The organism is Flavobacterium sp. 25HG05S-40, from assembly GCF_052654735.1.
The window spans coordinates 768,756-793,595 of sequence record NZ_CP199750.1; the positions used below are offsets into that span (position 1 = coordinate 768,756).

Annotated in this window: 12 protein-coding genes; 10 read left to right on the top strand and 2 right to left on the bottom strand. The window is 36.4% G+C overall.

Annotation, left to right across the window (positions count from 1 at the left end; all coding sequences use genetic code 11):
• The first annotated feature begins 237 nt into the window (after positions 1 to 237).
• The 4 genes from rpoC to ACULEU_RS03330 all read left to right on the top strand — a co-directional run bounded on the left by rpoC (position 238) and on the right by ACULEU_RS03330 (position 15,380).
• Entirely contained in the window at positions 238 to 4,551 is a 4,314-nt protein-coding gene (rpoC, locus tag ACULEU_RS03315) for a DNA-directed RNA polymerase subunit beta' (protein ID WP_445454030.1), read from the top strand.
• A 140-nt stretch (positions 4,552 to 4,691) separates the two neighbouring features.
• Positions 4,692 to 5,003, top strand: a complete 312-nt coding sequence (locus ACULEU_RS03320) for a DUF3467 domain-containing protein (protein ID WP_445454031.1) — start codon at positions 4,692 to 4,694, stop codon at positions 5,001 to 5,003.
• A gap of 602 nt (positions 5,004 to 5,605) precedes the next feature.
• On the top strand, positions 5,606 to 11,362 hold the full coding sequence (locus tag ACULEU_RS03325) for a T9SS sorting signal type C domain-containing protein (protein ID WP_445454032.1): 5,757 nt from the start codon (positions 5,606 to 5,608) through the stop codon (positions 11,360 to 11,362).
• Between the two features lie 328 nt (positions 11,363 to 11,690).
• Positions 11,691 to 15,380 carry a T9SS sorting signal type C domain-containing protein gene (locus tag ACULEU_RS03330; RefSeq protein WP_445454033.1) on the top strand — a complete coding sequence of 1,230 codons (3,690 nt, stop codon included), beginning with the start codon at positions 11,691 to 11,693 and terminating at the stop codon, positions 15,378 to 15,380.
• 79 nt (positions 15,381 to 15,459) lie between these two features.
• Here the strand turns inward: ACULEU_RS03330 and ACULEU_RS03335 are convergent, their stop codons facing one another.
• Both ACULEU_RS03335 and ACULEU_RS03340 read right to left on the bottom strand, forming a co-directional pair.
• On the bottom strand, positions 15,460 to 15,669 hold the full coding sequence (locus ACULEU_RS03335) for a hypothetical protein (RefSeq protein ID WP_445454034.1): 210 nt from the start codon (positions 15,667 to 15,669) through the stop codon (positions 15,460 to 15,462).
• A 74-nt stretch (positions 15,670 to 15,743) separates the two neighbouring features.
• Positions 15,744 to 17,333: a peptide chain release factor 3 gene (locus tag ACULEU_RS03340; RefSeq protein ID WP_445454035.1), complete on the bottom strand. Its 1,590-nt coding sequence runs from the start codon at positions 17,331 to 17,333 to the stop codon at positions 15,744 to 15,746.
• Positions 17,334 to 17,588: 255 nt separating this feature from the next.
• On the opposite strand from ACULEU_RS03340, the gene ACULEU_RS03345 reads away from it, so the two are divergent.
• The 6 genes from ACULEU_RS03345 (at position 17,589) to ACULEU_RS03370 (ending at position 24,709) form a co-directional block, all read left to right on the top strand.
• Positions 17,589 to 19,550, top strand: a complete 1,962-nt coding sequence (locus ACULEU_RS03345) for a peptidylprolyl isomerase (protein ID WP_445454036.1) — start codon at positions 17,589 to 17,591, stop codon at positions 19,548 to 19,550.
• Positions 19,551 to 20,399, top strand: coding sequence for a hypothetical protein (locus tag ACULEU_RS03350; RefSeq protein WP_445454037.1), 849 nt, complete (start codon positions 19,551 to 19,553; stop codon positions 20,397 to 20,399).
• Entirely contained in the window at positions 20,383 to 21,792 is a 1,410-nt protein-coding gene (locus ACULEU_RS03355) for a peptidylprolyl isomerase (RefSeq protein WP_445454038.1), read from the top strand. The genes ACULEU_RS03350 and ACULEU_RS03355 overlap by 17 nt, the downstream gene beginning before the upstream one ends.
• Before the next feature lie 24 nt (positions 21,793 to 21,816).
• The gene (locus ACULEU_RS03360) at positions 21,817 to 22,770 is read left to right on the top strand and encodes an AAA family ATPase (RefSeq protein ID WP_445454039.1); all 954 of its coding nucleotides are present in this window, start codon (positions 21,817 to 21,819) and stop codon (positions 22,768 to 22,770) included.
• 55 nt (positions 22,771 to 22,825) lie between these two features.
• Positions 22,826 to 23,179 (top strand): hypothetical protein, encoded by a 354-nt coding sequence (locus tag ACULEU_RS03365; RefSeq protein ID WP_445454040.1) that lies wholly within the window; start codon positions 22,826 to 22,828, stop codon positions 23,177 to 23,179.
• Positions 23,180 to 23,587: 408 nt separating this feature from the next.
• Entirely contained in the window at positions 23,588 to 24,709 is a 1,122-nt protein-coding gene (locus ACULEU_RS03370) for an acyltransferase family protein (RefSeq protein WP_445454041.1), read from the top strand.
• Positions 24,710 to 24,840: the final 131 nt, after the last annotated feature.

The following is a 24,840-nucleotide window of genomic DNA, read 5'->3' on the forward strand; positions in this document are numbered from 1 at the left end:
AATAAAGTTTTTAAAGATTTATACCCGTAAACCGTTCCGATTTTTTATACAACATTTACGTTATATAACTAGCACTTCAAGATGAAAGAGGCTTGAGGTTTAGAGAAGTAATTCGAGGGAAAGTCAAGAGTCATAAAGTCAAAAGTCATAAAGTCAGTAATTACACTTTCGACCTTCAACTTTCAAACTTTCGACTAAATTTTAATTTTAATTGCAAATAAATCAATAGTAAAAACTATGATGAATAATAGAAATAATAGCAGAGACAATAAAACTGCAATCAAGAGATTTGACAGAATTTCAATTGGTTTAGCGTCTCCAGAATCTATCTTGGCGGAGTCAAGAGGAGAGGTTCTAAAACCCGAAACAATTAATTATAGAACTCACAAGCCAGAACGTGATGGTCTTTTCTGCGAACGAATTTTCGGTCCTGTAAAAGATTTTGAATGTGCTTGTGGAAAATACAAAAGAATCCGTTACAAAGGAATCGTATGTGACCGTTGTGGAGTTGAAGTAACTGAGAAAAAAGTACGTCGTGATAGAGTAGGACACATCAATTTGGTGGTGCCTATTGCTCATATCTGGTATTTCCGTTCTTTGCCAAACAAAATCGGTTACATACTTGGCTTGCCATCTAAGAAATTAGATATGATTATCTACTACGAAAGATACGTAGTAATCCAGGCCGGTATTGCAGTAAATGCAGAAGGAGAATCATTATCAAGACTTGATTTCCTTACGGAAGAAGAATATTTGAACATTTTAGATTCATTGCCACAAGACAACCAATATTTGGATGATTTTGATCCGAATAAGTTTGTTGCCAAAATGGGTGCTGAATGTATCATGGACTTGTTAGCAAGAACCGATTTGAATGAGTTATCATACCAATTGCGTCACGCTGCTAATAACGAAACTTCAAAACAAAGAAAAACAGAAGCCCTAAAAAGACTTCAAGTGGTGGAGTCCTTCCGTGATTCAAATAAAAACCGCGAAAATCGTCCAGAATGGATGATTATGAAAGTGGTTCCAGTTATCCCGCCAGAGTTGCGTCCTTTAGTGCCGCTTGATGGTGGTCGTTTCGCAACATCGGATTTGAACGATTTGTACAGAAGAGTAATCATCCGTAACAACCGTTTGAAAAGATTGATGGAAATCAAAGCTCCGGAAGTTATCTTAAGAAACGAAAAACGTATGTTGCAAGAATCGGTAGATTCCTTATTTGACAACACACGTAAAGCTTCTGCAGTTAAAACAGAATCTAACAGACCATTGAAATCTTTATCAGATTCATTAAAAGGAAAACAAGGTCGTTTCCGTCAAAACTTATTAGGAAAACGTGTGGATTATTCTGCTCGTTCGGTAATTGTTGTTGGACCAGAAATGAAATTGTTCGAATGTGGTCTGCCAAAAGACATGGCTGCTGAACTATACAAACCATTCGTTATTCGTAAGTTAATCGAAAGAGGAATTGTTAAAACAGTAAAATCAGCTAAGAAAATAATCGACAAAAAAGAGCCTGTAGTTTGGGATATCCTTGAAAATGTAATCAAAGGTCACCCAGTATTGCTAAATCGTGCTCCTACTTTGCACCGATTAGGAATTCAAGCCTTCCAACCAAAATTAATTGAAGGAAAAGCAATTCAGTTGCACCCATTAGTGTGTACGGCGTTTAACGCGGATTTTGATGGTGACCAGATGGCCGTTCACTTGCCACTTGGACCAGAAGCTATCCTTGAATGTCAGTTATTGATGTTGGCATCACATAATATTCTTAACCCTGCGAATGGTGCACCAATTACGGTTCCATCACAAGACATGGTATTGGGTCTTTATTATATGACCAAAGAAAGATTATCTGTTCCAGAACATCAAATCTTAGGAGAAGGGTTAACATTCTATTCTGCTGAAGAGTGTAATATCGCTATCAATGAAGGAAGAGTTGAATTGAACGCGCGTGTTAAAATCAGAGCTAAAGATTTTAATGAAAATGGAGAATTAGTATACAAAATCATCCAAACTACTGCAGGTAGAGTACTATTTAATGAAGTAGTTCCGCCAGCAGCAGGATATATCAACGAAGTATTGACTAAAAAGTCTTTACGTGACATTATCGGAAAAATCCTTGCAGTGACTGATGTTCCTACAACGGCAGCTTTCCTTGATGAAATGAAAGATATGGGGTATAAATTCGCCTTCAAAGGTGGTTTGTCCTTCTCATTAGGAGATATCAGAATTCCGGAGCAAAAACCAAAATTGATTGCAGATGCGCGTGAACAAGTTGAAGCTATTTCTGTAAATTATAACATGGGTCTTATTACCAATAACGAACGTTACAACCAAGTTATTGATATCTGGACTTCTGCCAATGCGCAATTGACCGAGTTAGCAATGAAAAACATTAGAGAAGACCAACAAGGGTTTAACTCAGTGTATATGATGCTTGACTCTGGAGCAAGGGGTTCTAAAGAACAAATCCGTCAGTTAACAGGTATGCGTGGTTTGATGGCTAAGCCTAAGAAATCAACTGCTGGTGGTGGAGAAATTATTGAAAACCCGATTCTTTCTAACTTTAAAGAAGGATTATCGATCTTAGAGTACTTTATTTCTACGCACGGTGCACGTAAAGGACTTGCGGATACCGCTTTGAAAACGGCGGATGCGGGTTACTTGACACGTCGTTTACATGACGTTTCTCAAGACGTAATCGTAAACTCTGTAGATTGTGGTACGTTAAGAGGAATAGATGTTTCTGCATTGAAGAAAAACGAAGAAATCGTTGAAACGTTAGGAGAAAGAATCTTAGGTCGTGTAGCATTGCAAGATGTTATCAATCCGTTGAATAACGAAATTTTAGTACATTCAGGAGAACAAATTACCGAAGCTATTGTTAAAGCTATTGAAGAATCGCCGCTGGAAAGAGTGGACGTTCGTTCGCCTTTAACATGTGAAGCTAAAAAAGGAATTTGTGCTAAATGTTACGGAAGAAACTTAGCCACCGGAAAAATGACTCAAAAAGGAGAAGCAGTCGGAGTTATCGCTGCTCAATCTATTGGAGAGCCAGGTACACAGTTGACACTTCGTACCTTCCACGTGGGTGGAGTTGCAGGTGGTGTTTCTGAAGAATCTACTATTGTAGCAAGATTTGGTGGAAAATTAGAAATCGAAGATTTGAAAACGGTTGTTGGAGAAGATGCAGATGGTAATAAAGTTGACATCGTTGTTTCTCGTTCCACAGAATTGAAATTAGTCGATACTAAAACCGGAATTCTTTTAAGTACACATAATATCCCTTACGGTTCTGTCATCAGTGTAAAAGATGGTGATGTAGTTGATAAAGGTGCTATCATCTGTAAATGGGATCCGTATAATGGAGTAATCGTTTCAGAATTTACCGGAAAGATTGCTTACGAAGATTTAGAACAAGGACAATCGTTCCAAGTTGAAATCGATGAGCAAACTGGTTTCCAGGAAAAAGTAATTTCTGAAGGAAGAAATAAAAAATTAATCCCAACCTTATTGGTTTATGGTAAAGACGGAGAATTAATCCGTTCTTACAACTTACCAGTTGGAGCGCACCTTATGGTAGAAGATGGAGAGAAAATTAAAGCAGGTAAAATCCTTGTGAAAATTCCACGTCGTTCTTCTAAAGCAGGAGATATCACAGGAGGTTTACCAAGAATTACCGAGTTGTTAGAAGCTCGTAATCCTTCCAACCCAGCGGTAGTTTCTGAAATTGATGGTGTGGTTTCTTTCGGGAAAATCAAAAGAGGTAACCGTGAGATTGTCATCGAATCTAAATTTGGTGAAATCAAGAAATACCTAGTGAAATTATCAAGTCAAATCCTAGTTCAGGAAAATGACTTCGTAAAAGCGGGTGTGCCTTTATCAGACGGTGCTATTACTCCGGAAGATATCTTAAGAATCCAAGGGCCATCAGCTGTGCAACAGTATTTGGTAAACGAAATTCAAGAGGTATACCGTTTACAAGGGGTAAAAATCAACGACAAACACTTTGAAGTGGTTATTCGTCAGATGATGCGTAAAGTTCAAGTGCAGGATCCGGGAGATACGTTGTTCCTTGAGGAGCAATTGATCCACACGGCCGATTTCTTGGAAGAAAACGATAAGTTATACGGAATGAAAGTGGTAGAAGATGCAGGTGATTCTGAAGTGTTAAAACCAGGTCAGATTGTTTCTCCACGTGAATTGCGTGATGAAAATTCGTTGTTGAAACGTAATGATAAAAATCAAGTAGTAGCGCGTGATGTAGTTACGGCTACAGCAACTCCGGTATTACAAGGTATTACTAGAGCATCGTTACAAACTAAATCATTCATCTCTGCGGCATCGTTCCAAGAGACTACAAAAGTATTAAACGAAGCAGCTGTAGCTGGTAAAGTGGATACGCTTGAAGGTCTTAAAGAAAATGTAATCGTTGGACACAGAATTCCTGCCGGAACCGGTATGAGAGATTACGATCACACGATCGTAGGCTCTAAAGAAGACTACAACGAAATCATGGCCAGTAAAGAAGAGTATATCTACTAATCGAAAGATTTTTAGTTAAATAAATAAAAGCCACTATTTTAAATTCTAAATTAGTGGCTTTTAATATTAGATTTTAGATGTTAAATTTTAAATATCTAATATCTAATATCTAAAATCTAATATTTAAAATCTAATATCAAATGACCGATAATAATCAACAACAAGGACAAATCAACATCGAATTGGATGAAAAAACAGCAGAAGGCATTTATTCTAACTTAGCCATTATCAATCACTCTGCTTCCGAGTTTGTAGTCGATTTTGTAACGCTGATGCCGGGCGTGCCTAAAGCCAAAGTAAAATCAAGAATTGTGTTAACACCGCAACACGCCAAAAGATTTCTGAAAGCTTTGGGTGAAAACATCCACCGATTTGAACAAATCAACGGCGAAATCAAAGACACCGAACAACCTCAAATCCCGTTGAATTTCGGAACGGCCGGACAAGCATAATGTTCCTGTAAAATAGTAGAAAAACCTCTTCAGCAATGAAGAGGTTTTTTGCTTTCAGAGTATTTTGTAGCGCCACTTTTTTTTCGTCTAAGCGGGCAGAGATTTTACTAGTGTCACAATTTTTTTTCAAGTGAATATTTTGTGACACAAACTGTCACAATTTTTTTTTCAAATGAATATTTTGTGACACCTTTTGTCACAATTTTTTTAATTTCATTTTTTTTGTGACAACTTTTGATTGCCAACAATACGTAATATAATTTTCTACAGACTATTTAGCTTTTAGTAGTTGAACCTTAATGAGTAGCGTTAAAAAGGCGTCTAGGTAACACTTTGGTAACCTTAAAAAAATGAGGAATATATGACTATATTTCAGACAGTTTATAGCTTTAACCTCTGTTTTCTTACACTATGTAGATTTTCATCGATTTAATCGTTTGAAGTAGTTGTTTTATCGTTTTTTGTTGTAGTTTTATCGTCCCTAAATCGACCCCTAAAAAAGACGAACTTGATGTTTCTTTCAGGTTCTTTTTTTGCAATAATACAAGTCCCTTTTAATAACCAAATTGAATAAATATAGAATAATTAATACCTAACGATTTATGAAAATTTTTACCAAGATTGATGCTGCTTTTAGTGGCGATTCTTTTAACAAACTCAGAGCAAGTCTTGTGTTGGTCTTTGTGTTGGCGTTTGCTGCTAGTGGAAATGCACAGTTGCTACAACAAGATTTCAGTAGTTCTACTACGGTATCAAGTTATGTCAACGCAACTACACCAACCAATGGGCAGTTTAATGCTATTTCTACTTCGGGTGCAGGTACCGTATTGTCTATCAATACTACTACATCCAACAAATTGAGATTTGCTAGAACCGCTAATGCAGGAGCATTTAGTAGAACTTCTGATTTTTCACCTACTCCAGGAAGCATGTTGTATCGTTTTGATATTGCCGTATCTGGTAATTCGGTGGCGCAAACAACTGCTGGAACTCTTCAGGTTGGTAGTGGTTACGGAACTGCAAATTCTGCAGAAGCTAGTGCTTCAACTCACTCTAGATTGGGTGTAAATTGGACTGCAACTGCTGGGCAGTTTTCATTAAGAAACCTTACCGGAAGTACAAATACTGCTAATTATACGGGTACACAAACGGTTTTATGGGCAATTAATAATTCAGGAGCTACACTAACTTATAGAGCGCCGGACGGTACTTATGAAACTGTTGCTAATGATACTTATGATTTATGGATTGGCACTACAAAAGAGTTCAACGATATTGCTGCTACAACAGCTTCAATTTCTCTTACGGACTTAAAGTTTGCAATGAGTAATGGTACTGGGAATGTTGATTTTGATAATATATTAATCGACCCAATTCCTGCCGTGCCAACTTCAAGTGCTGCAACAGCTATTGGTAGTGCAGGTTTTACAGCTAATTGGACAGCTGTTTCAGGTGTAACTGGATATAGAGTTGATGTGGCTACGGATGCGGCATTTACTTCATTGGTTTCAGGATATAATAATTTATATGTTTCAGGTCAGGCTACGAATTCTCTAAACGTAACTGGTTTAAGCCAAACTACAACGTATTATTATAGAGTTAGAGCAGCATCACAATATACTGTGGGTGAATTTGCAGGTGCAAATTCAGCTTCACAAAATCTTACAACTACAAGTGCTTCCGGAATTGACGGGGTGATTACTGCTAACGAATACGGAACCCATACTAACGGAAATAACCAACAGTCAAGTGCTACCGGAACCTGGTATATGAACTGGGATGCAACTAATTTGTATATCGGACTTACAGGAACTAATACAGCTGAAGGAACAGTTTTGTATTTAGATAAAAATCCTATTACTCCTGTAAATGGAGGAACCAATGCAGATGGAAATCTAACAGGTTATAATAATTATGACGGTTCGAACTTTGCCAACCTGCAATTCCGTGCCGATATGGTCGTATATTTTAAAGACGGTTACAGAGAGTATCGTACAGCAGATGGTTCAGGAGGATGGTCTTCACCAACGGCTGCTTTTGGAAGTTATGCTTCTGCAAGTGGTACGAAAGAGGTAGCCATTCCATGGTCTGCACTTGGTGGAATGCCAGCTGCTTTCAACTGGTTTGGATATGTAGCTTATTCTGGAGGTGGAGCTTATGCTTCTGTACCAACAGAAAATCCGGGTTCTGGTGCAGGAACTACTATTGGAGCAAGTGCACGTTGGGACAGATACTACACCGTAAGTTCAACTACAAGTGGTACCACGCCACCTTTTAGCAGAAACAGTTATACGTTTACTAGCGCCTCTGATGTAAGTTCATTTGGCGCTATCAATGCGTATGATTTTACTATGAATAGCTCAGGTCGTTTTGTTTCTAGAACAGGAAGTGTTGCCGGAAACTGGGCAATAGCTGGTAATCTTACAGTAGGTGCCGGTACCATATATTTAGGAAGTGGTCCTGGCGTATATGGCACTACGGCTGTTTCAGGAAATCTTAACCTTTTAGGAGGTACTTATGACATGGACGCTACAACAGCAACGACTTCGGTAACGGGTAATGTTGCTATAGCTTCTGGTGCTACACTTAAATTGTCTACTCAAGTTGGAGGGGATCTTAATGTAGCCGGTAACTGGAGTAATTCGGGTACTTTCACACCAAGTTCTAGATTAGTTCAATTTAATGGAACTTTAGCGCAAACGTTAACAGGAGCCTCTACTTTTGATTTTCTTACTTTAAATAATAGTTTAGGTTTAACATTGGTAAACAATGTAACGGTAAATCAAACGTTGGCTTTAACTTCAGGAAAAATTACTCTTGGAGCCAACAATCTTACTGTTGGTGCTTCCGGAAGCATCACTGCCAGCAGTACTAATTATCTTGTAACTAATAGTACGGGACAATTAAAAAGAACTGTTGGAGCAGGAGCGGTTACTTTCCCAGTGGGAAATACAGCTTATAATCCTATTATCTTAAATAACACAGGAGGAACTTCGGATGTTTACGGAATCAATGTTTTAGATGGTACGTATGCGACTCCATTTGATAATACTAAAGTTGTAAACAGAAGATGGCAAGTTAGTGAGGCCGTAGCTGGAGGTAGTAATTTATCCGTAGTAGGACAGTATAACACTGCAGATACTTTTGGTTCAAACTTTGCTGGCGGAACAACACCTTTAATCGGGTTTTACAACGGAGCTTCATGGTCTACGGTTGTTGCTACAGCCGCTGGAAGTAATCCATTTACCTACACTAGCACTACAAATGCGACACCATCTGACTTAACATCAGGAACACAATATTTCGGTTTAGGAAAAGACAATGGTTTTGTTTCAGTAGCTACTAAACTAGTAATTACGTCGATTAGTCCTGCTTCTCCTTCAGCTACAGGGTTGTTTAACGTAACGGTTCAGGCACAAGATGCTTATAATATACCTACAACTGTAATTGCTGGAACTACCTTTGATTTAACAACAAACGGGAATGCCGGTGCCATTGGAGGAACAGTATCAGGAACTATTTTGGCTGCAACAAACTCTATCGTTGTTAGTGGAGTTACTTTGGCTACAGCGGGAACTGGAGTTACATTGACTGCTACAAGAAATGCCGGTGATGTTTTAACAGCAGGAACTAGTGCAACATTTACAGTATTAGGTGCGCCAACGCAATTAGCTTTTGTAGGCACACCAGCTACAGGAAATGCTGGAGTTAACTTAGCATCCTTTACAGTAGAAGTTAGAAGAGCAGACAATAGTGTGGATACTAACTATACAGGAACAGTAGTGCTTACAAAAGCATCAGGATTGGGTACTTTATCAGGAACAACTTCTGTTGCAGCTGTGGCTGGAGTTGCTACATTTAATGCTATTCAATTTGATGCTGCAGGTACTTATACTTTGAATGCGAATTCGGGTTCATTAACTCAAGCTACTAGTGGTTCTATTGTTGTGACATTGTCACCTGTAAGTATTTATGCCAACACAATAACAGGTACTTCGCCTGGTAATACGAGTCCATATACAACAGGACAAACTTTTAATTCAAATATTACAGTTAGTGGTGTTGTGAGAGGTGCAGGAATTTCCGGTGCTACAGGAAATGATAGATATACTAATACTAACTGGACTTTATCGACTTCAATTGATAACGACGACTACATCGAATTATCGTTGACTCCAGGTACTGGTTATAGTATTAATTTTGAAAATTTAATTTTCACAAATCAGAGGTCAGGTTCTGGGCCGACAAAATTTGCTGTTCGTTCCAGTTTAAATAGTTTTTCTACTGATTTAGGAGTGTATACTAATACAGGCAATAATATTCCAAGTACAGAAACTTTATCATTATCTGGTGTTGATTTTGATGACGTTTCATCACCTATAACTTTTAGAATATATGGTTATAGTGCTACTAATGCGGGAGGAACAGGTAGTATCAACGACTTTATCTTCAATGGTAATGTAGTTTGTACGCAACCTACTGCATATGCAGTTACTGGTGGTGGGGCTTATTGCTCTGGTGGTTCGGGAGTAGTGGTTGGCTTGGCTAATTCTCAATTGAACATAACGTACCAGTTGAAAATAGGAGGTGTTGATACAGGATCTCCAGTAGCGGGTACCGGTAGTGCTATTTCGTTTGGTCCTCAAACGGCTGTTGGAACGTATACAGTAGAGGCAACTAATGCTAATGCTCCTTGTAACTATTCAACTACAATGTCTGGTAGTGCAGTAATTGCATCAGTAACTACTACAACAACAGATGGTGGTATCACATGGGATAATGGAACACCATCAAGTGCAACTACTGCAGTTTTTGATGGATCGACCGGAACTATCGGTGCTGATTTTTCAGCTTGTGCTCTTAGCTTAGTGAACAATGCTGTAGTGTCTGTTACTTCAGGATTTAATGTTACTTTGACTGGTGCTGTAAGTGTTCAGTCGGGTAGTTCATTTACTTTAAATAACAACGCCAACTTATTTCAAGGAGGTACAACAAATAACAATACAGGTAATATTATTGTAAAACGTAATTCAGCTACATTGAAGCGTTTAGATTATACTTTATGGTCTTCTCCGGTAACTGGTCAAGGGTTATATGCCTTCTCTCCATTTACTTTTGCCAACCGTTTTTATGTATACAATCCATCAACAGATTTGTATGCAGGAGCTGGACTTGCTGTAACAGGTACTAATCCTGATGGTGTAAATGGAACAGATTCTAATAATGTGCCATTTGCGGTGGGAACTAGTTATTTAATTCGTATGCCATGGAATCACCCAACGGCTCCAACCAGTTGGACAGGAATATTTACTGGGATTCCAAACAACGGAACTGTTACGCTTTCAAGTTTAAATAATGGTTCTTATTATGCTATCGGAAATCCTTATCCATCAACTATAGATGCAGATACGTTTATTGGTGATAACAATATTGGAGATAATCCATTGACGCCTGGAGACGGATTGTATTTCTGGAGAAAAACGAATAATAATGCAGCACCTTCTTATGCAACGTATACTACTGCAGGTGGTGTAGCTTCAGGAGGTGATACTTTGAATATTATTCCAAATGGAACGATTCAAGTAGGTCAAGGTTTTATTGTGAAAGCGACTTCTACTTCTATAGAATTCAATAACCTACAACGTATTCCTAATAATGATAATCAGTTCTTAAGAACTACTACTATCGAGCGCAACAGAATTTGGTTAAACTTATCGGATGCTACAACAAGTGTTAATCAGATGATGGTTGCTTATATGACTGGCGCTACACAAGGAATTGATGCTGCTATTGATGGTCGTTACTTTAATGACAACCCAACAGCTTTGAACTCTTTCTTGAATAACGAAGAGTTTGCGATTCAAGGAAGAAGTTTGCCATTTGATGCTTCAGATGTTGTACCATTAGCCTTTAAAGCAGCTACAGCAGGGAATTATTCGATTGCGATCGACCATGTTGATGGTTTGTTTGCCGATGGAGCTCAGGATATTTATCTAAAAGATAATCTAGCAGGAACGGTTCACGATTTGAATTCAGGTGCTTACAGTTTTGCTTCTACTGAAGGTTCATTCAATAACCGTTTTGAAATTGTTTTCCAATCGCAGTTAGGCATCGAGAATCCTGGTTTTACAGCGAACAATGTTATCATCTATTCTCAAAACAATAATTTTGTGATTAACTCGGGTGAAACCATTATGAAGGACGTGAAAGTTTTTGATATCAGAGGAAGATTGCTACAAGAGAAAAGTGGTGTCAACTCCAATCAAACAACAATTAGTGGCGGTTTATCTAACCAAGTATTGTTGGTTCAGATTACTTCCGATAATGGTGTTACTGTTACCAAGAAAGTTATTAGATAATTCTTCTTCAACTTATAAAGTAATCCCCACTAGCAATAGTGGGGATTTTTTTGTGCTTTTATTTGATGGATACTCATTTTAACACTTAAACGAGTTTAATGTTATTTTATCGAGTTTAATTTAATGTAAGTTTTCCTTGCAGTACTTTTGCTTTTTAAAGCCAAAACAATTCTCAAAAACAAAGCCTAAAAACTTACAAAACACAAAATTTAACGCTTTTTAACGTCAATATTTGCATTTTGTCGATTAAATATTTTTTTATGTCAAAAAAAATTAATTGGTTTGTCTTTTAAAAATTAAGTTTTTTTAATAATTTAATATAGTCTCAATGAAAACATTAGTACAAAATTCTAAAGTAACTGCAGTAGTTTTCGTGCTGTTTTGTTTCTTTCAAACATCCAATTTGTTTGCGCAAGTAACAACATTGCAAAATTGGAGTAATTTATACAATGCTACCGGAAGTGGAGCCACTACAGCTTACACAGTTCCTGCAGGTTCAGGGAGTAATAGAGTATTAGTTGTAGCAATTGCATCAAGTCAATCTGCAGTTGCTGCTAGAACAGTTTCCATAACTTACGGTGGTCAGGCGATGACATTAGCTTCTGGAAATATGGGTACGACTACTATTCGTCAACATACCGCTATCTATTATTTAAATGAAGCTGGATTAGATGCTGCAAGTGGTTCTAATCTTATTTATTCTATTACAGGCGGAACTACAAGAGGGACAACGGTTTGGGCAGCAGTTTTTGATTATGTAGATCAGACAACATCTTTAACCAATACACGAAACTACGATAGTGGTACAACTCAGGTTGGTACTTTTGCTTTTGGTACTGCTCTAACTATAAATGCAAACGATCAGGCAATATATGTTTTGAGCTCCGTTAGAAATGCTAATTTAGGTCAAAGAAGTTTAGATACACTTCCTGCGAATTTTACTAATGAAAATCAACAAGATATTGACAATACCGACGGAATTAGAAATGCAGTGTTAAATAGAACTGTACCAACTTCAAATACTTCTTCGACGTGTTCAACAGTTATGAGTGGTAACTCCCTTGGTTCAATGACAGGAGTAAGTTTAAAAGGATGTTCACAAGCTACTGCCAATGCGGGTAGTGCTCTAAGTGCAATCTGTCAAGGTGGTACTTCTGCTGGTTTAGGCGGAAGCATTGGAGGTTCTGCAACAGGTGGGACTTGGAGTTCTAGTGTGGCTGGAGGAACTTTTACTCCTAGTGCTACAAACCTTAATGCTACATGGACACCACCAACTGCTTTTTCGGGGAATGCTACTTTAACATTAACTACTAGTGGTGGTTCTTGTGGTATCGCAACCGCTAGTAAAACATTAAGAGTTAACCCAGTACCTACAGCTGTAACGGCTTCTTCAAGTGCCAGTACTATTTGTAGCGGTGGTAATTTTAATTTAACATCAAGCGCCACAAGTAATTCTCCAACAGTTCCCTTATTAAATGAAAATTTTAACAGTGCGCCAGCAGGATGGACTACAACAAATACCAGTACCCTAGGTACACCGGCAAATGCCGCTTGGACATTGAGAGCCAATGGATATACTTATGATGTGGATGTATTCAATAGTAACGATGCTTCACAATTTTATTTAAGTAATAGTGATGCGCAAGGATCGGGTTCAACAACAGCTACAACTTTACAATCACCATCTTTTAGTACGTTTGGATTGAGTGCAGCTTCTTTAAGCTTTTTCCATTACTTCCGTAATGTTTCTACAGATAGCGCTATCGTTCAAGTTTCAACGGACGGTGTTAATTGGACAGCAATTGCCACGTACACGGGTGCAAGTGAGGGAGCTGATAATGCATTTGCACCTGTAACTATAAGTTTAGCTTCATATCTTAATCAACCTACAGTTTCTATTCGATTTAAATATGATGCCACTTGGGATTGGTATTGGGCAATTGACAACGTAACGGTAACGGGTACTGTAATTCCAACTACGTATGCTTGGACATCTACACCTAGTGGGTTTACGTCAAGTACTCAAAACCCTACTGGAGTTGCGCCAATTGTAAATACAGCTTATAATGTTGAAGTTACCAATGCTTTTGGATGTAAAGCTAGCGCTTCAACTTCAAGCGTTACTGTTAATCCAAGACCTACAGCTTCTGTAATTTCTGGATCAGCGGCAATATGCTCAGGAAGCCCAACAAATATTCAAGTAGCCATCACTGGCGGAACATCACCTTATAGTTTGGTGTATTCTGGAGGAAGTGCTAGTGGATATGTAAGTGGCACGAATATATCAGTAGCGCCGACGAGTACTACAACATACACGTTAACCTCAGTTACCGATGCTAATGGATGTGTCGGAATCGGAAATAGTGGTTCAGCAGTAGTTACAATTGATGCTACAACTTCTACTAACGGTGGTGTTTCTTGGTCTAACGGATCTCCATCTGCTACAAAATCTGTTTTGTTTGACGGTTCTTCGGCTACTTTAGCTTCTGATTTTGCAGCTTGTTCACTAAGATTGACTAACAATGCAGTAGTAACAGTTTCATCAGGATTTGATGTTACTTTAAACGGTAGATTAACAGTTGATTCTGGAAGCACATTTACGTTGAATAATAATGCTAATTTAATTCAGAACAATACACTTACAAATTCAGGGAATATTGTTGTGAAACGTAATTCTTCTGCTTTAAAGCGATTAGACTATACTTTATGGTCATCACCGGTTACAGGTCAAGGATTGTACGCTTTTTCTCCATTTACTTTCGGAAACAGATTTTATGTTTACAGAACTAACACCAATCTATACAATAATGCTGATGTTGGATTTAGTTTGACTGGTTTGGATCCTAATGGAGTTAACGGTACAGACAGTAATAACGTTCCATTTGCTCCGGCAAAAGGATATTTAATACGTATGCCATGGAATCACCCAACAGCTGCTACTGTTTGGAATGCTACTTTTACTGGAGTTCCTAATAATGGGGATATTACTTATACAATGACTAATGGTGGTGCCGGACAACGATTTAATCTTGTTGGAAATCCTTACCCATCGCCAATCACAATGTCACAATTCGTATCAGATAATAGTACCAAAATAACTGGAACATTGTATTTCTGGAGAGAAACGAATAACAACACCTCTAATAATGCCTATTGCTCATGGGCAGGAGGTACCTTTACTACAAACAGTGAAGCTCAGGTATTTAATCCAAACGGAATAATCAGAACTGGTCAAGGTTTCTTTGTTGAAGCAACTGGAGCAGCTACGGCTCTTGAATTTAAAAACGTTCAGCGCTCGAATGATAATGCAAATCAATTCTTTAAAACAGGTACCAATGTTACTAATGATGTAGATGAAACGAATAGATTTTGGTTGAACTTAACCAATACTTCGGGTGCATTTTCACAAATGGCAGCAGGTTACATGACCAATGCCACTGATGGTGTAGATCTTTATGACGGAAAGAACATCAATACAGGTAATGTATTATTGAATTCTATTTTAGATAATACAGAATACACAATTCAAGGTAAATCATTGCCATTTAATGCTTCTGATGTAATTCCGTTAAGTTTCAAAGTAACTACAGCAGGAAGCTACACAATTGCGATTGATCATGTGGATGGATTGTTTACTGATGGAGCACAACCAATTTATCTTAAAGATAATTTGTTAGTAACCGAGCATAATTTACAAACAGGAGCTTATAATTTTGCTTCTGACGCTGGAACGTTCAATAATCGTTTTGAAATTGTATACCAATCACAATTATCTAACCCATCTTTTACTGTTAATACGGTGGTTATTTACAACCAAAATAATGAGTTTGTAATCAACTCCGGAACAACAGAGATGGCTAGTGTAAAGGTGTTTGATATTCGCGGTAGATTGTTACAAGAGAAAACAAACATTAATGCCAATCAAACAACCATTAATGGTGGATTGTCTAACGAAGTGTTGTTAGTGCAAATTACTTCAAATGATGGTATAACTGTAACAAAGAAAGTTATCAATTAAAAACAAAAATACTTCCAATAAAAAATCCCCACTTATTAAGTGGGGATTTTTTTATATTAAAAAAAACAAGATTAAAAAATTAAGCTTGCTTTCTGTTTTTTCTAAAAGTATACATTACAAAAAGGATTCCCGTAATGGCTAGTAAAATCAATTTACTATTAATTGGTGCTGGTTCTGGGTCGCCACCTTCAACGCCACCGCCACCATCGTCATCACCTGGTTGCGCAAATGCCATAAAATCCGTGAAAAGGATAACTGACCATAAATAAAATTTCGAAAACTTTTTCATAAAGACTGTATTTCAGCGGGTAAATATAGGAATGATTTTTTTAAATAAAAAATTTAGTTTGCTTTTTGAGGCAATTAATCAAATTCTGATGTGAAAAATAATTTTACGTTCGGAAATTTGCTTTGCGTCATTTGAATTGTGAATTCAGAATCTGCCAAAAACACCAATTGACCGTATTTGTCGTGGGCCAAAAACTTTTGCTTTATTCTTTTGAACTCTTTAAATTCTTCACTTTTGGCATCATTAGGTTTAACCCAACAAGCCTTATGCACCGGAAAGGTTTCATAACTACATTTCGCGCCATATTCATGCTCCAAACGGTATTGAATTACCTCATATTGGAGTGCTCCTACAGTTCCAATGACTTTTCGATTATTCATCTCCAAAGTAAACAACTGTGCCACACCTTCGTCCATTAACTGATCAATTCCTTTTTCAAGTTGTTTGGACTTCAAAGGGTCAGCGTTATTGATGTATCTAAAATGTTCCGGTGAAAAACTAGGGATGCCTTTAAAGCTCATCATTTCGCCTTCTGTAAGGGTATCGCCAATCTTAAAATTCCCAGTATCATGCAATCCTACAATATCACCTGGATACGAAATGTCAACGATCTCTTTTCTTTCGGCAAAAAAGGCATTAGGACTTGAGAATTTCAAATTTTTATTTAAACGAACGTGCATGTATGGTTTGTTGCGTTCAAACGTTCCAGAAACAATCTTTACAAACGCCAATCTGTCTCGGTGCTTTGGATCCATATTAGCGTGAATCTTGAATACAAAACCAGCCATTTTTTCTTCTTCTGGTTTTACCAATCGCGTTTCTGATTCTTTAGCTCTCGGCGCTGGAGCAATTTCTACAAAGCAATCCAATAATTCTCTAACACCAAAGTTGTTTAAGGCAGAACCAAAGAAAACAGGTTGCAAACTTCCTTCAAGATAGGCTTCTCTATCAAAAGCAGGATACACTTCTGAAATTAATTCTAATTCATCTCTTAATTTAACAGCGGGTTTTTCACCAATTATTTTTTCTAGCTCAGGACTATTGATGTCAGAGAAAGCGATGGTGTCTTCAATGTTCTTACGACTGTCGCCACTAAAAAGATTAATGTTCTGTTCCCAAATATTGTATATACCTTGAAAATCATATCCCATTCCGATTGGAAAACTCAAAGGTGTCACGCTCAATCCCAATTTTTGTTCCACTTCATCCATCAAATCAAAAGCATCTTTTCCTTCTCTATCCAACTTGTTTATAAAAACAATCATTGGAATGTTTCTCATTCTACAAACGGCTACCAGTTTTTCAGTCTGTTCCTCAACACCTTTGGCAACATCAATCACAACAATTACACTATCTACAGCAGTCAAAGTTCTAAAAGTGTCTTCAGCAAAATCTTTGTGTCCTGGTGTGTCTAGGATGTTTATTTTTTTGTCTTTATAGTTGAAAGCCAAAACCGAAGTCGATACCGAAATCCCTCTTTGACGCTCAATTTCCATAAAGTCGGAGGTCGCTCCTTTTTTGATTTTATTGTTTTTAACCGCACCAGCTTCCTGAATCGCTCCTCCAAAAAGAAGCAATTTCTCGGTTAAGGTGGTTTTTCCAGCATCAGGGTGTGAAATAATTCCAAAAGTTCTGCGGCGTTGTATCTCTTTTAAAAAACTCATGATTTTTGATAAATTGGTTGCAAAAATACTATTATTTACTGATTATTTCCTTATGGTTTTCATTTCAAATTTTGATGTCAGATTTTCATAGGAAAGAAGTGTTAATAAAATTTTGTTAATAGTAGCGCGTATAGTTGGATAATGTCTTTGAATTACTATTTTTGTTGATTGTTACACTGCTATCTCAAACCGTTTTTAGAAAGTGTGAGCACATAAAATTTAATATAAATTTTTTTAAAGAAAATTTTTATCAGCATGAATTTAAGACAGTTTTTTTTCGGGTTATTATTTGTAATATCATCTTCCCTAGGCGCACAAAATAAAGACAAGGATGTTCTTTTTACCATCAACGATAAGCCTTATTACACGGATGAATTTGAAAGAATCTATAAAAAGAATTTAGATTTAGTTAAAGATGATACTCAAAAAGATTTAAATCAGTATTTAGAACTTTTTGTAGGGTATAAACTGAAAGTAAACAAAGCTTATAAGTTGGGTTTACAGAATAACGCTAAATATCAAAACGAGTTAAAATCCTACCGAACTCAATTAGCCAAAAATTATTTTAACGATACTAAAATCACGCAGGAACTTGTTGAAGAAGGGTATAACCGACTTCAAAAAGAAATAAAAGCGTCTCACATTTTAATAATGGCTGACGAGAACGCTACTCCTGAAGACACTTTAAAAGCGTTTAAAAAGATTGATGAAGTCAGAAAGAAAGCACTTGCCGGTGAAGACTTTGAAAAATTAGCAACGGAGTTTTCAGAAGATCCTTCTGCCAAAGAGAATAAAGGTGACTTAGGTTATTTTACTGCGTTCAGAATGGTGTATCCTTTTGAAAATGCAGCCTTTACTACCGAAAAAGGTAAAATATCTAAAATTATCAGAACGCGTTTTGGATACCATATTTTAAAAATAAATGACATTCGAGCCAATCGCGGAGAAATCACAGTGGCGCACATCATGGTTTTAAATCCGAAAGCAGATGATGTTGATAAAGATGCAAAGAACACCATAAACGACATTTATAAAAAAATACAGCAAGGCGAAAAGTTTGAGGATTTAGCCAAACAATTTTCAGAAGATAAATCATCCTCTTCAAAAGGTGGTGTGTTGAATAAATTTGGTTCGGGTCAACTTAGTTCGGAAGAATTCGAAAATATGGCTTTTGCATTGAAAAATGTAGGCGATCTTTCGGCACCGTTTCAGTCGCAATTTGGTTGGCACATCATTAAGTTGATAGAAAAACATCCGATAAAAACTATCGATGAGATGAAATCTGAAATTGAAACTAAAGTGGGGAAAGACGACAGATCTAAAAAGATTACCGCTTCTTTAAACGAAAAACTTAGAAAAAAATATACTTATAAAAGAGACAACAAACAGTTTCAAGCGGTTTCAAAATTAGTTACCAATGATTTTTATGAAGCAAAATGGACACAGCCAGAAAACGCCAAAGATTTCACGGCAACTCTTTTAACTATTAACACAAAGAAAATAGACGGTAAAGCGTTCTTGGATTTTGTGGATAAGCAACAGAAAGCAGGTATAAAAACAAAGCCGGTAACCAAACTAACGGAAGAATTGTATACAAAATTCCTAGACGAACAATTGACCACGTTTTATGATGAAAACTTGGAAAATGATTTTCCTGATTTTGCCAACGTTATGGAAGAATACCGCGATGGGTTATTGTTATTCGACTTAATGGAAAAAGAAATTTGGGAACGAGCAAAAACAGATACTTTAGGGTTAAAAACATTCTACGACCAGCATAAAATGGAACACATGTGGAAGAAGAGAGTAGAGGTAACTGTAGCTTCTTCAACCAAAGAGGACATGATCAAAAAAGCACAGTCATTATTGAAAAAAGGGACAGAGCCACAAGCCATCAAAGACAAATTGAATTTGAACAATGTAATCAATGTTATGACCAATAGTGGTGTTTTTGAAGAAGGAAGTGATGCACTACCAAAAGCCATGAAATATGATGTTGGAGTTTCAAATGTATTTAAGGAAGGAGAGTATTATTTTGTAACCAATGTGGAACGAATTTTACCAGAAGCTCCAAAAACACTTGAAGAATGTAAAGGGAAAATGGTTAACGATTACCAACAGTATTTGGAACAAAGATGGGTCGATGATTTGAAAAAGGAATTTAACGTAAAAGTGAACAATGATGCTTTTGCAGCCGTAAAAAAACAGCTGAAATAAATGATTAGAAATAGTCTCTTCCTACTATGTCTGATGGTCTGTTCTTGCAACTATTTCCAACCAAAACAGAAACCACAGTCCATCGCAAGGGTAGGGAAAAATTATTTATACAAAAGTGATATTGCAACTTTAGTTCCAACCGGTACTTCTAAAGAGGACAGTATTCTTTTAGTCCGTGATTTTATAGATCGGTGGGCAAGTCAAAAGTTACTCATTGAAGCGGCAGAGCGGAATCTAAGCGATCAAAAAAAGCGAGAATACAATGCGCTAATCAAACAGTATAAAATAGATTTATATACGAGGGCATATATTGAAGAGGTCGTTAAAAACACAGTGGATACGGTTGTAAGTCAGGACGAATTAAAAACGTATTACACCGCAAATAAGGAGAATTTCAAAACATACGGAACGTTAGTGCGATTAAGGTTTGTTAACCTATCCAAAGACAATCCTCGTTTTGCAACCATTAGGAGTAAATTCTTTGACTATAATAAAAAAGACAAAAAATTTTGGAGTACCTACGGTCTTCAATTTAAAAGTTTTGCTCTGAATGATAGTGTTTGGGTTGATATGAGTCAGGTATATGAAAAACTACCAGTGATAAATCCGGATAACCGAGATGAATATATTCGTTCGGGTAAAAAAATACAGATTCAGGATAAAGATGATATTTATCTGATAAAAATAACCAGTGTAATTGAGAAAAATCAGATTTCACCATTTGAGTATATCAAACCTACGCTGAAAGAAGTTATACTGAATAAGAGAAAATTAGAATTGATTAAAAAATTTGAAAAAGAAATTACGAATGACGCCATTAAAAACAATGATTATGAAATATACCAATAGCAAACTTACTGTAGCAATTATTGCTGTTCTTTGCACTGTAAGCTTTGCCAATGCGCAGGAAATTATTAAAGACTCTGTCAAAACAAAACCTGTTGTAAAAAATACTTCTAAAAGACAGAAAGTAGATGGCGTTATTGCTACTGTAGGCGATTATATTGTTCTTGATTCTGATATTGATAAATCGTTTTTAGAGTTGTCTAGTCAAGGTCAATCTATAAAAGATATTACCCGTTGCCAAATGTTAGGAAAATTGTTGGAGGACAAACTTTTTGCGCATCAGGCTGTACAAGATAGTATTATTATCAAAGATGAAGAGGTAAAGGAAAAAATGAACGATCAAATTTCCTATATGGTAGAGCAATTAGGCTCGATGGATAAGGTGGTACAATACTTCAAAAAGGATAATGAAGATGAATTCAAAAGTGAATTATTTGATATTATCAAAACCATCAAGCTCGGTGGCGAAATGCAAAAGAAAATTATCGATGGTGTTGAAATTACTCCTGAAGAAACACGTACGTTCTTTAAGGCAATTCCAGAAGCAGATTTACCTGTTTTTGGTGCCGAAATGGAAGTGGCGCAGATTGTCGTAGCTCCCAAAATCTCTGAAGAAGAAAAACAAAGGGTAATTAATAGACTTAAAGAAATTAAAGCAGAAGTATTGGCTGGAGCAAGTTTTAAAACAAGGGCTGTTATTTATTCGGATGATAGAGGTTCGGCCTCAAGCGGCGGATTTTATAAGATAAACAGAAAAACTCAGTTCGTAAAAGAATTTAAAGATGTTGCCTTCTCATTAAGTGAAGGCGAAATCTCGGAGCCGTTTGAAACAGAATACGGCTATCACATCATTATGGTCGAAAAAATCAAAGGCCAGGAAGTAGAACTAAGACACATATTGATGATGCCAAAAGTATCTGATCAATCATTGAAAGATGCGAAAGAAAAAATAACATTGATTAAAAGAAGAATTGAAAACGGAGAAATCTCTTTTGCAGAAGCAGCTCGAACCATGTCCGACGAAAAGGAAACTCGTGCGAATGGTGGAACACTTATTAATCCAAAAACTCAGGACACACACTTTGAATTGACCAAAATGGATCCTAGTCTTTATAGCGAAGTTTCTAACTTAAAAGACAATGCCATTACAGTACCCATTTTAGATGATGATCCAAGAAGTGGTAAAAAATATAAAATCATTACCGTGACCAATAGAATTAATGAGCACACTGCTGATTATGCTAAAGATTACATAAAAATCAAGGATTTGGCCCTAAAAGAAAAGCAAATCAAAGCCATTGGAAAATGGACTGACGAGAAAATAAAAGAAACGTATATCAAAGTTAACGGTGAGTACAGAGATTGTGTGTTTGTCAATAATTGGATCAAAAAATAATCATAAATCAAAACCAGAAATCCTATGTCTGATGTTACTGCGGTTAAAGAATTAGTTCAAAAAAGACTAGAGCTTAAAAAAGAAATTGCCAAGATAATTGTGGGTCAGGACGATGTTGTAGACCAAATTTTATTGAGCATATTCTCAGGTGGACACGCGCTTCTTGTAGGTGTGCCGGGTTTGGCCAAAACATTGATGGTAAATACGATTTCACAGGCTTTAGGTTTGGATTTTAAACGTATTCAGTTTACACCGGATTTGATGCCTTCGGACATTCTAGGAAGCGAAATCTTAGACGAAAGTCGACAATTTAAATTTATAAAAGGACCTATTTTTGCTAACATTATTCTGGCTGATGAGATCAACAGAACGCCACCAAAAACACAAGCTGCTCTACTAGAAGCAATGCAGGAACGTTCGGTTACCATTGCAGGTCAAAACTACAAATTGGATTTACCTTATTTTGTTTTGGCAACTCAAAATCCAATAGAACAAGAAGGAACTTATCCTTTACCCGAAGCGCAATTAGATCGTTTTATGTTTGCCATCAAACTAGATTACCCTTCTTTTGCTGAAGAAATCGATGTCGTAAAAAGTACCACTTCAGATGCGAAGCCAACCATCAATCCGTTATTCACAGCACAGGAAATAATCGATTTTCAGCATTTGGTACGTCGAATTCCAGTAGCCGATAATGTGATTGAATACGCAGTTACTCTAGTAAGCAAAACACGTCCTAACAATCCGCTTTCCAACGAGTACATCAAGAATTACTTAGATTGGGGTGCCGGACCAAGAGCTTCACAAAACCTTATTTTAGCGGCTAAAACCAATGCTGCTTTCAACGGTAAGTTTTCTCCAGATATTGAAGATGTTAAAGCGGTTGCGACTGGAATTCTTCGTCATCGAATTATTAAAAACTACAAGGCTGATGCCGAAGGTATTACCGAAGAGATGATAATTAATAAGCTGTTGTAATAAAACAGCTTTTTTTTCGTTTATATAGCATCATCAAAATCAAAAAGCTATCACAATGAAAAAAAAATACCTCTTATTAGTACCCGAAATAATCATAGTCATCCTCAGTGGATATTGGTTTTTAGAAAATTACTTTGGAAATAATCATATCAACTTTTTTGCACTAGGATTACTTTTAATAATGGTATTGCAAATGATTTTTCAGAACAAGTTTATCGGAATGTTTTTGGCCACAGTAACCTCGTTGTTTTCAATCTATATGGTTTTTGCAGTGTTGTCAGAGTTTAAAGAGTTTCCAAGCTTTACCAATGAAGCATTACAGCTACTGTTAGTTGGCCTTTTACTCTGCCTTCTTTTGTTTACGTCATCCATAGTAATGATTTACAAGTTTCTGTCCAAAGTATTTTAAAAGGCATTTTTATCTACAAAGGAATAAGGAGCTTTGTAGTTTATACAATGGTAGTCAAATACGTATACTGAAGATAAATTACTTCATTTTTATTCGAAAATTATCGAGATGTTGCTACGTAAAAGGATTTTCTTACTTTAATTTCTTTTTTTTCAATACCTGTTGCTACGCTCAATATTGAGGCTGCTATTGCTAATAAAAAACCGATTTTGTGTGACATATTTAGTTGATTTAGATAGATGAAAAGCATTGTCTTAAAACAAGTTATTTATAAGTAGCTTTCAAAATGGTATTGTTACACTAATACTACTGTTTTGTAACTTGATTTGATACTGATTTAGAAAATTATATCTCCTTAAATTTTACATATCTTTGATTCTCTAACGATTCTAAATATCAATTTCTTGCATGAACAATACAAAACCAATGGATTCAAAAAGAGTTTTTGGATTGGATGTAATGCGTGCAGCAGCTATAGTAATGGTGCTATGCTCACATATTTTATGGATTTATAATCCTAAAGATGGCTTTATCAAACAGTATTTTGCTTTATTTGGATTTCTCGGGGTTGAATTTTTCTTCGTTTTAAGCGGTTTTCTTATTGGTAAAATCATCTACAAGTTATTTGTTGAGGAAAAGTTTAACTTACAGAGCGCGATCCATTTCCTGAGAAGAAGATGGTTTCGGACATTGCCAAATTACTTTCTGGTACTTTTAATAAACATTGCTATTTCAGCGAGTTTAGGGCGGAATATTTCAAAAATAGAACTGTATTTTGTTTTTCTTCAAAATGGTCTTTCCCAGATGCCTTCTTTTTTCCCAGAATCCTGGAGCCTTTCTGTAGAAGAGTGGGCTTATATCATTTTACCTTTGTCTCTTTTACTTTTTTCTGTTATTTTCAAACCTAAAAGCAAACGTAAATTTTTCCTTGTTATCACAACGCTATTAATTGTGTTGTCTGTTTTTTTTAAATTATATTATCACTACAAAACAAAAACTACTACCATTGATGATTGGAATATGTCCTTAAAAGCAGTAGTGATTTACCGCTTAGATGCTGTTTTTATAGGGGTTGTCTGCGCTTGGATTAGTATCAATTGTCAAAAATATTGGAGTAAGTTTAAAAGGGAATCTTTTTTGGTTGGAGTATCCATAATGATATTTATGTATTTTGGAATGGGTTTCTTAAGATTACTGCCTGAAACCTATCCGTTCATATGGAATGTTATTTACCTTCCCATGGTGTCTGTATCGATTGCTTGCTTAATGCCGTTCTTATCACAATGGGAAACTTCAACGACTAAACTTCAACGTCCAATCGAGTTCCTAAGCAAAATTTCTTACTCAATTTACCTTCTTCATTACAGCGTGATTATGCAGATAGTAATGTTTTTTGTCGATAATAAACGAGACTCATTATTGCAATTGCATTTGATTACAGCGTTTTATCTCGCTATCACGATACTTTTTAGTGCGATTTTGTACCGTTTTTACGAGAAGCCGATAATGGATTTAAGGGATAGAAATTAAGAATCGTCAATTTCTTAGCGTTTAAATGTTACATTTACAAAAAAGGAAGGGTTAAAATCACTATTTCGTAAAACATCATTCATGATTAGCATATTTTCTGAAAATAATTTACTTAAATATAACGTTTTCGT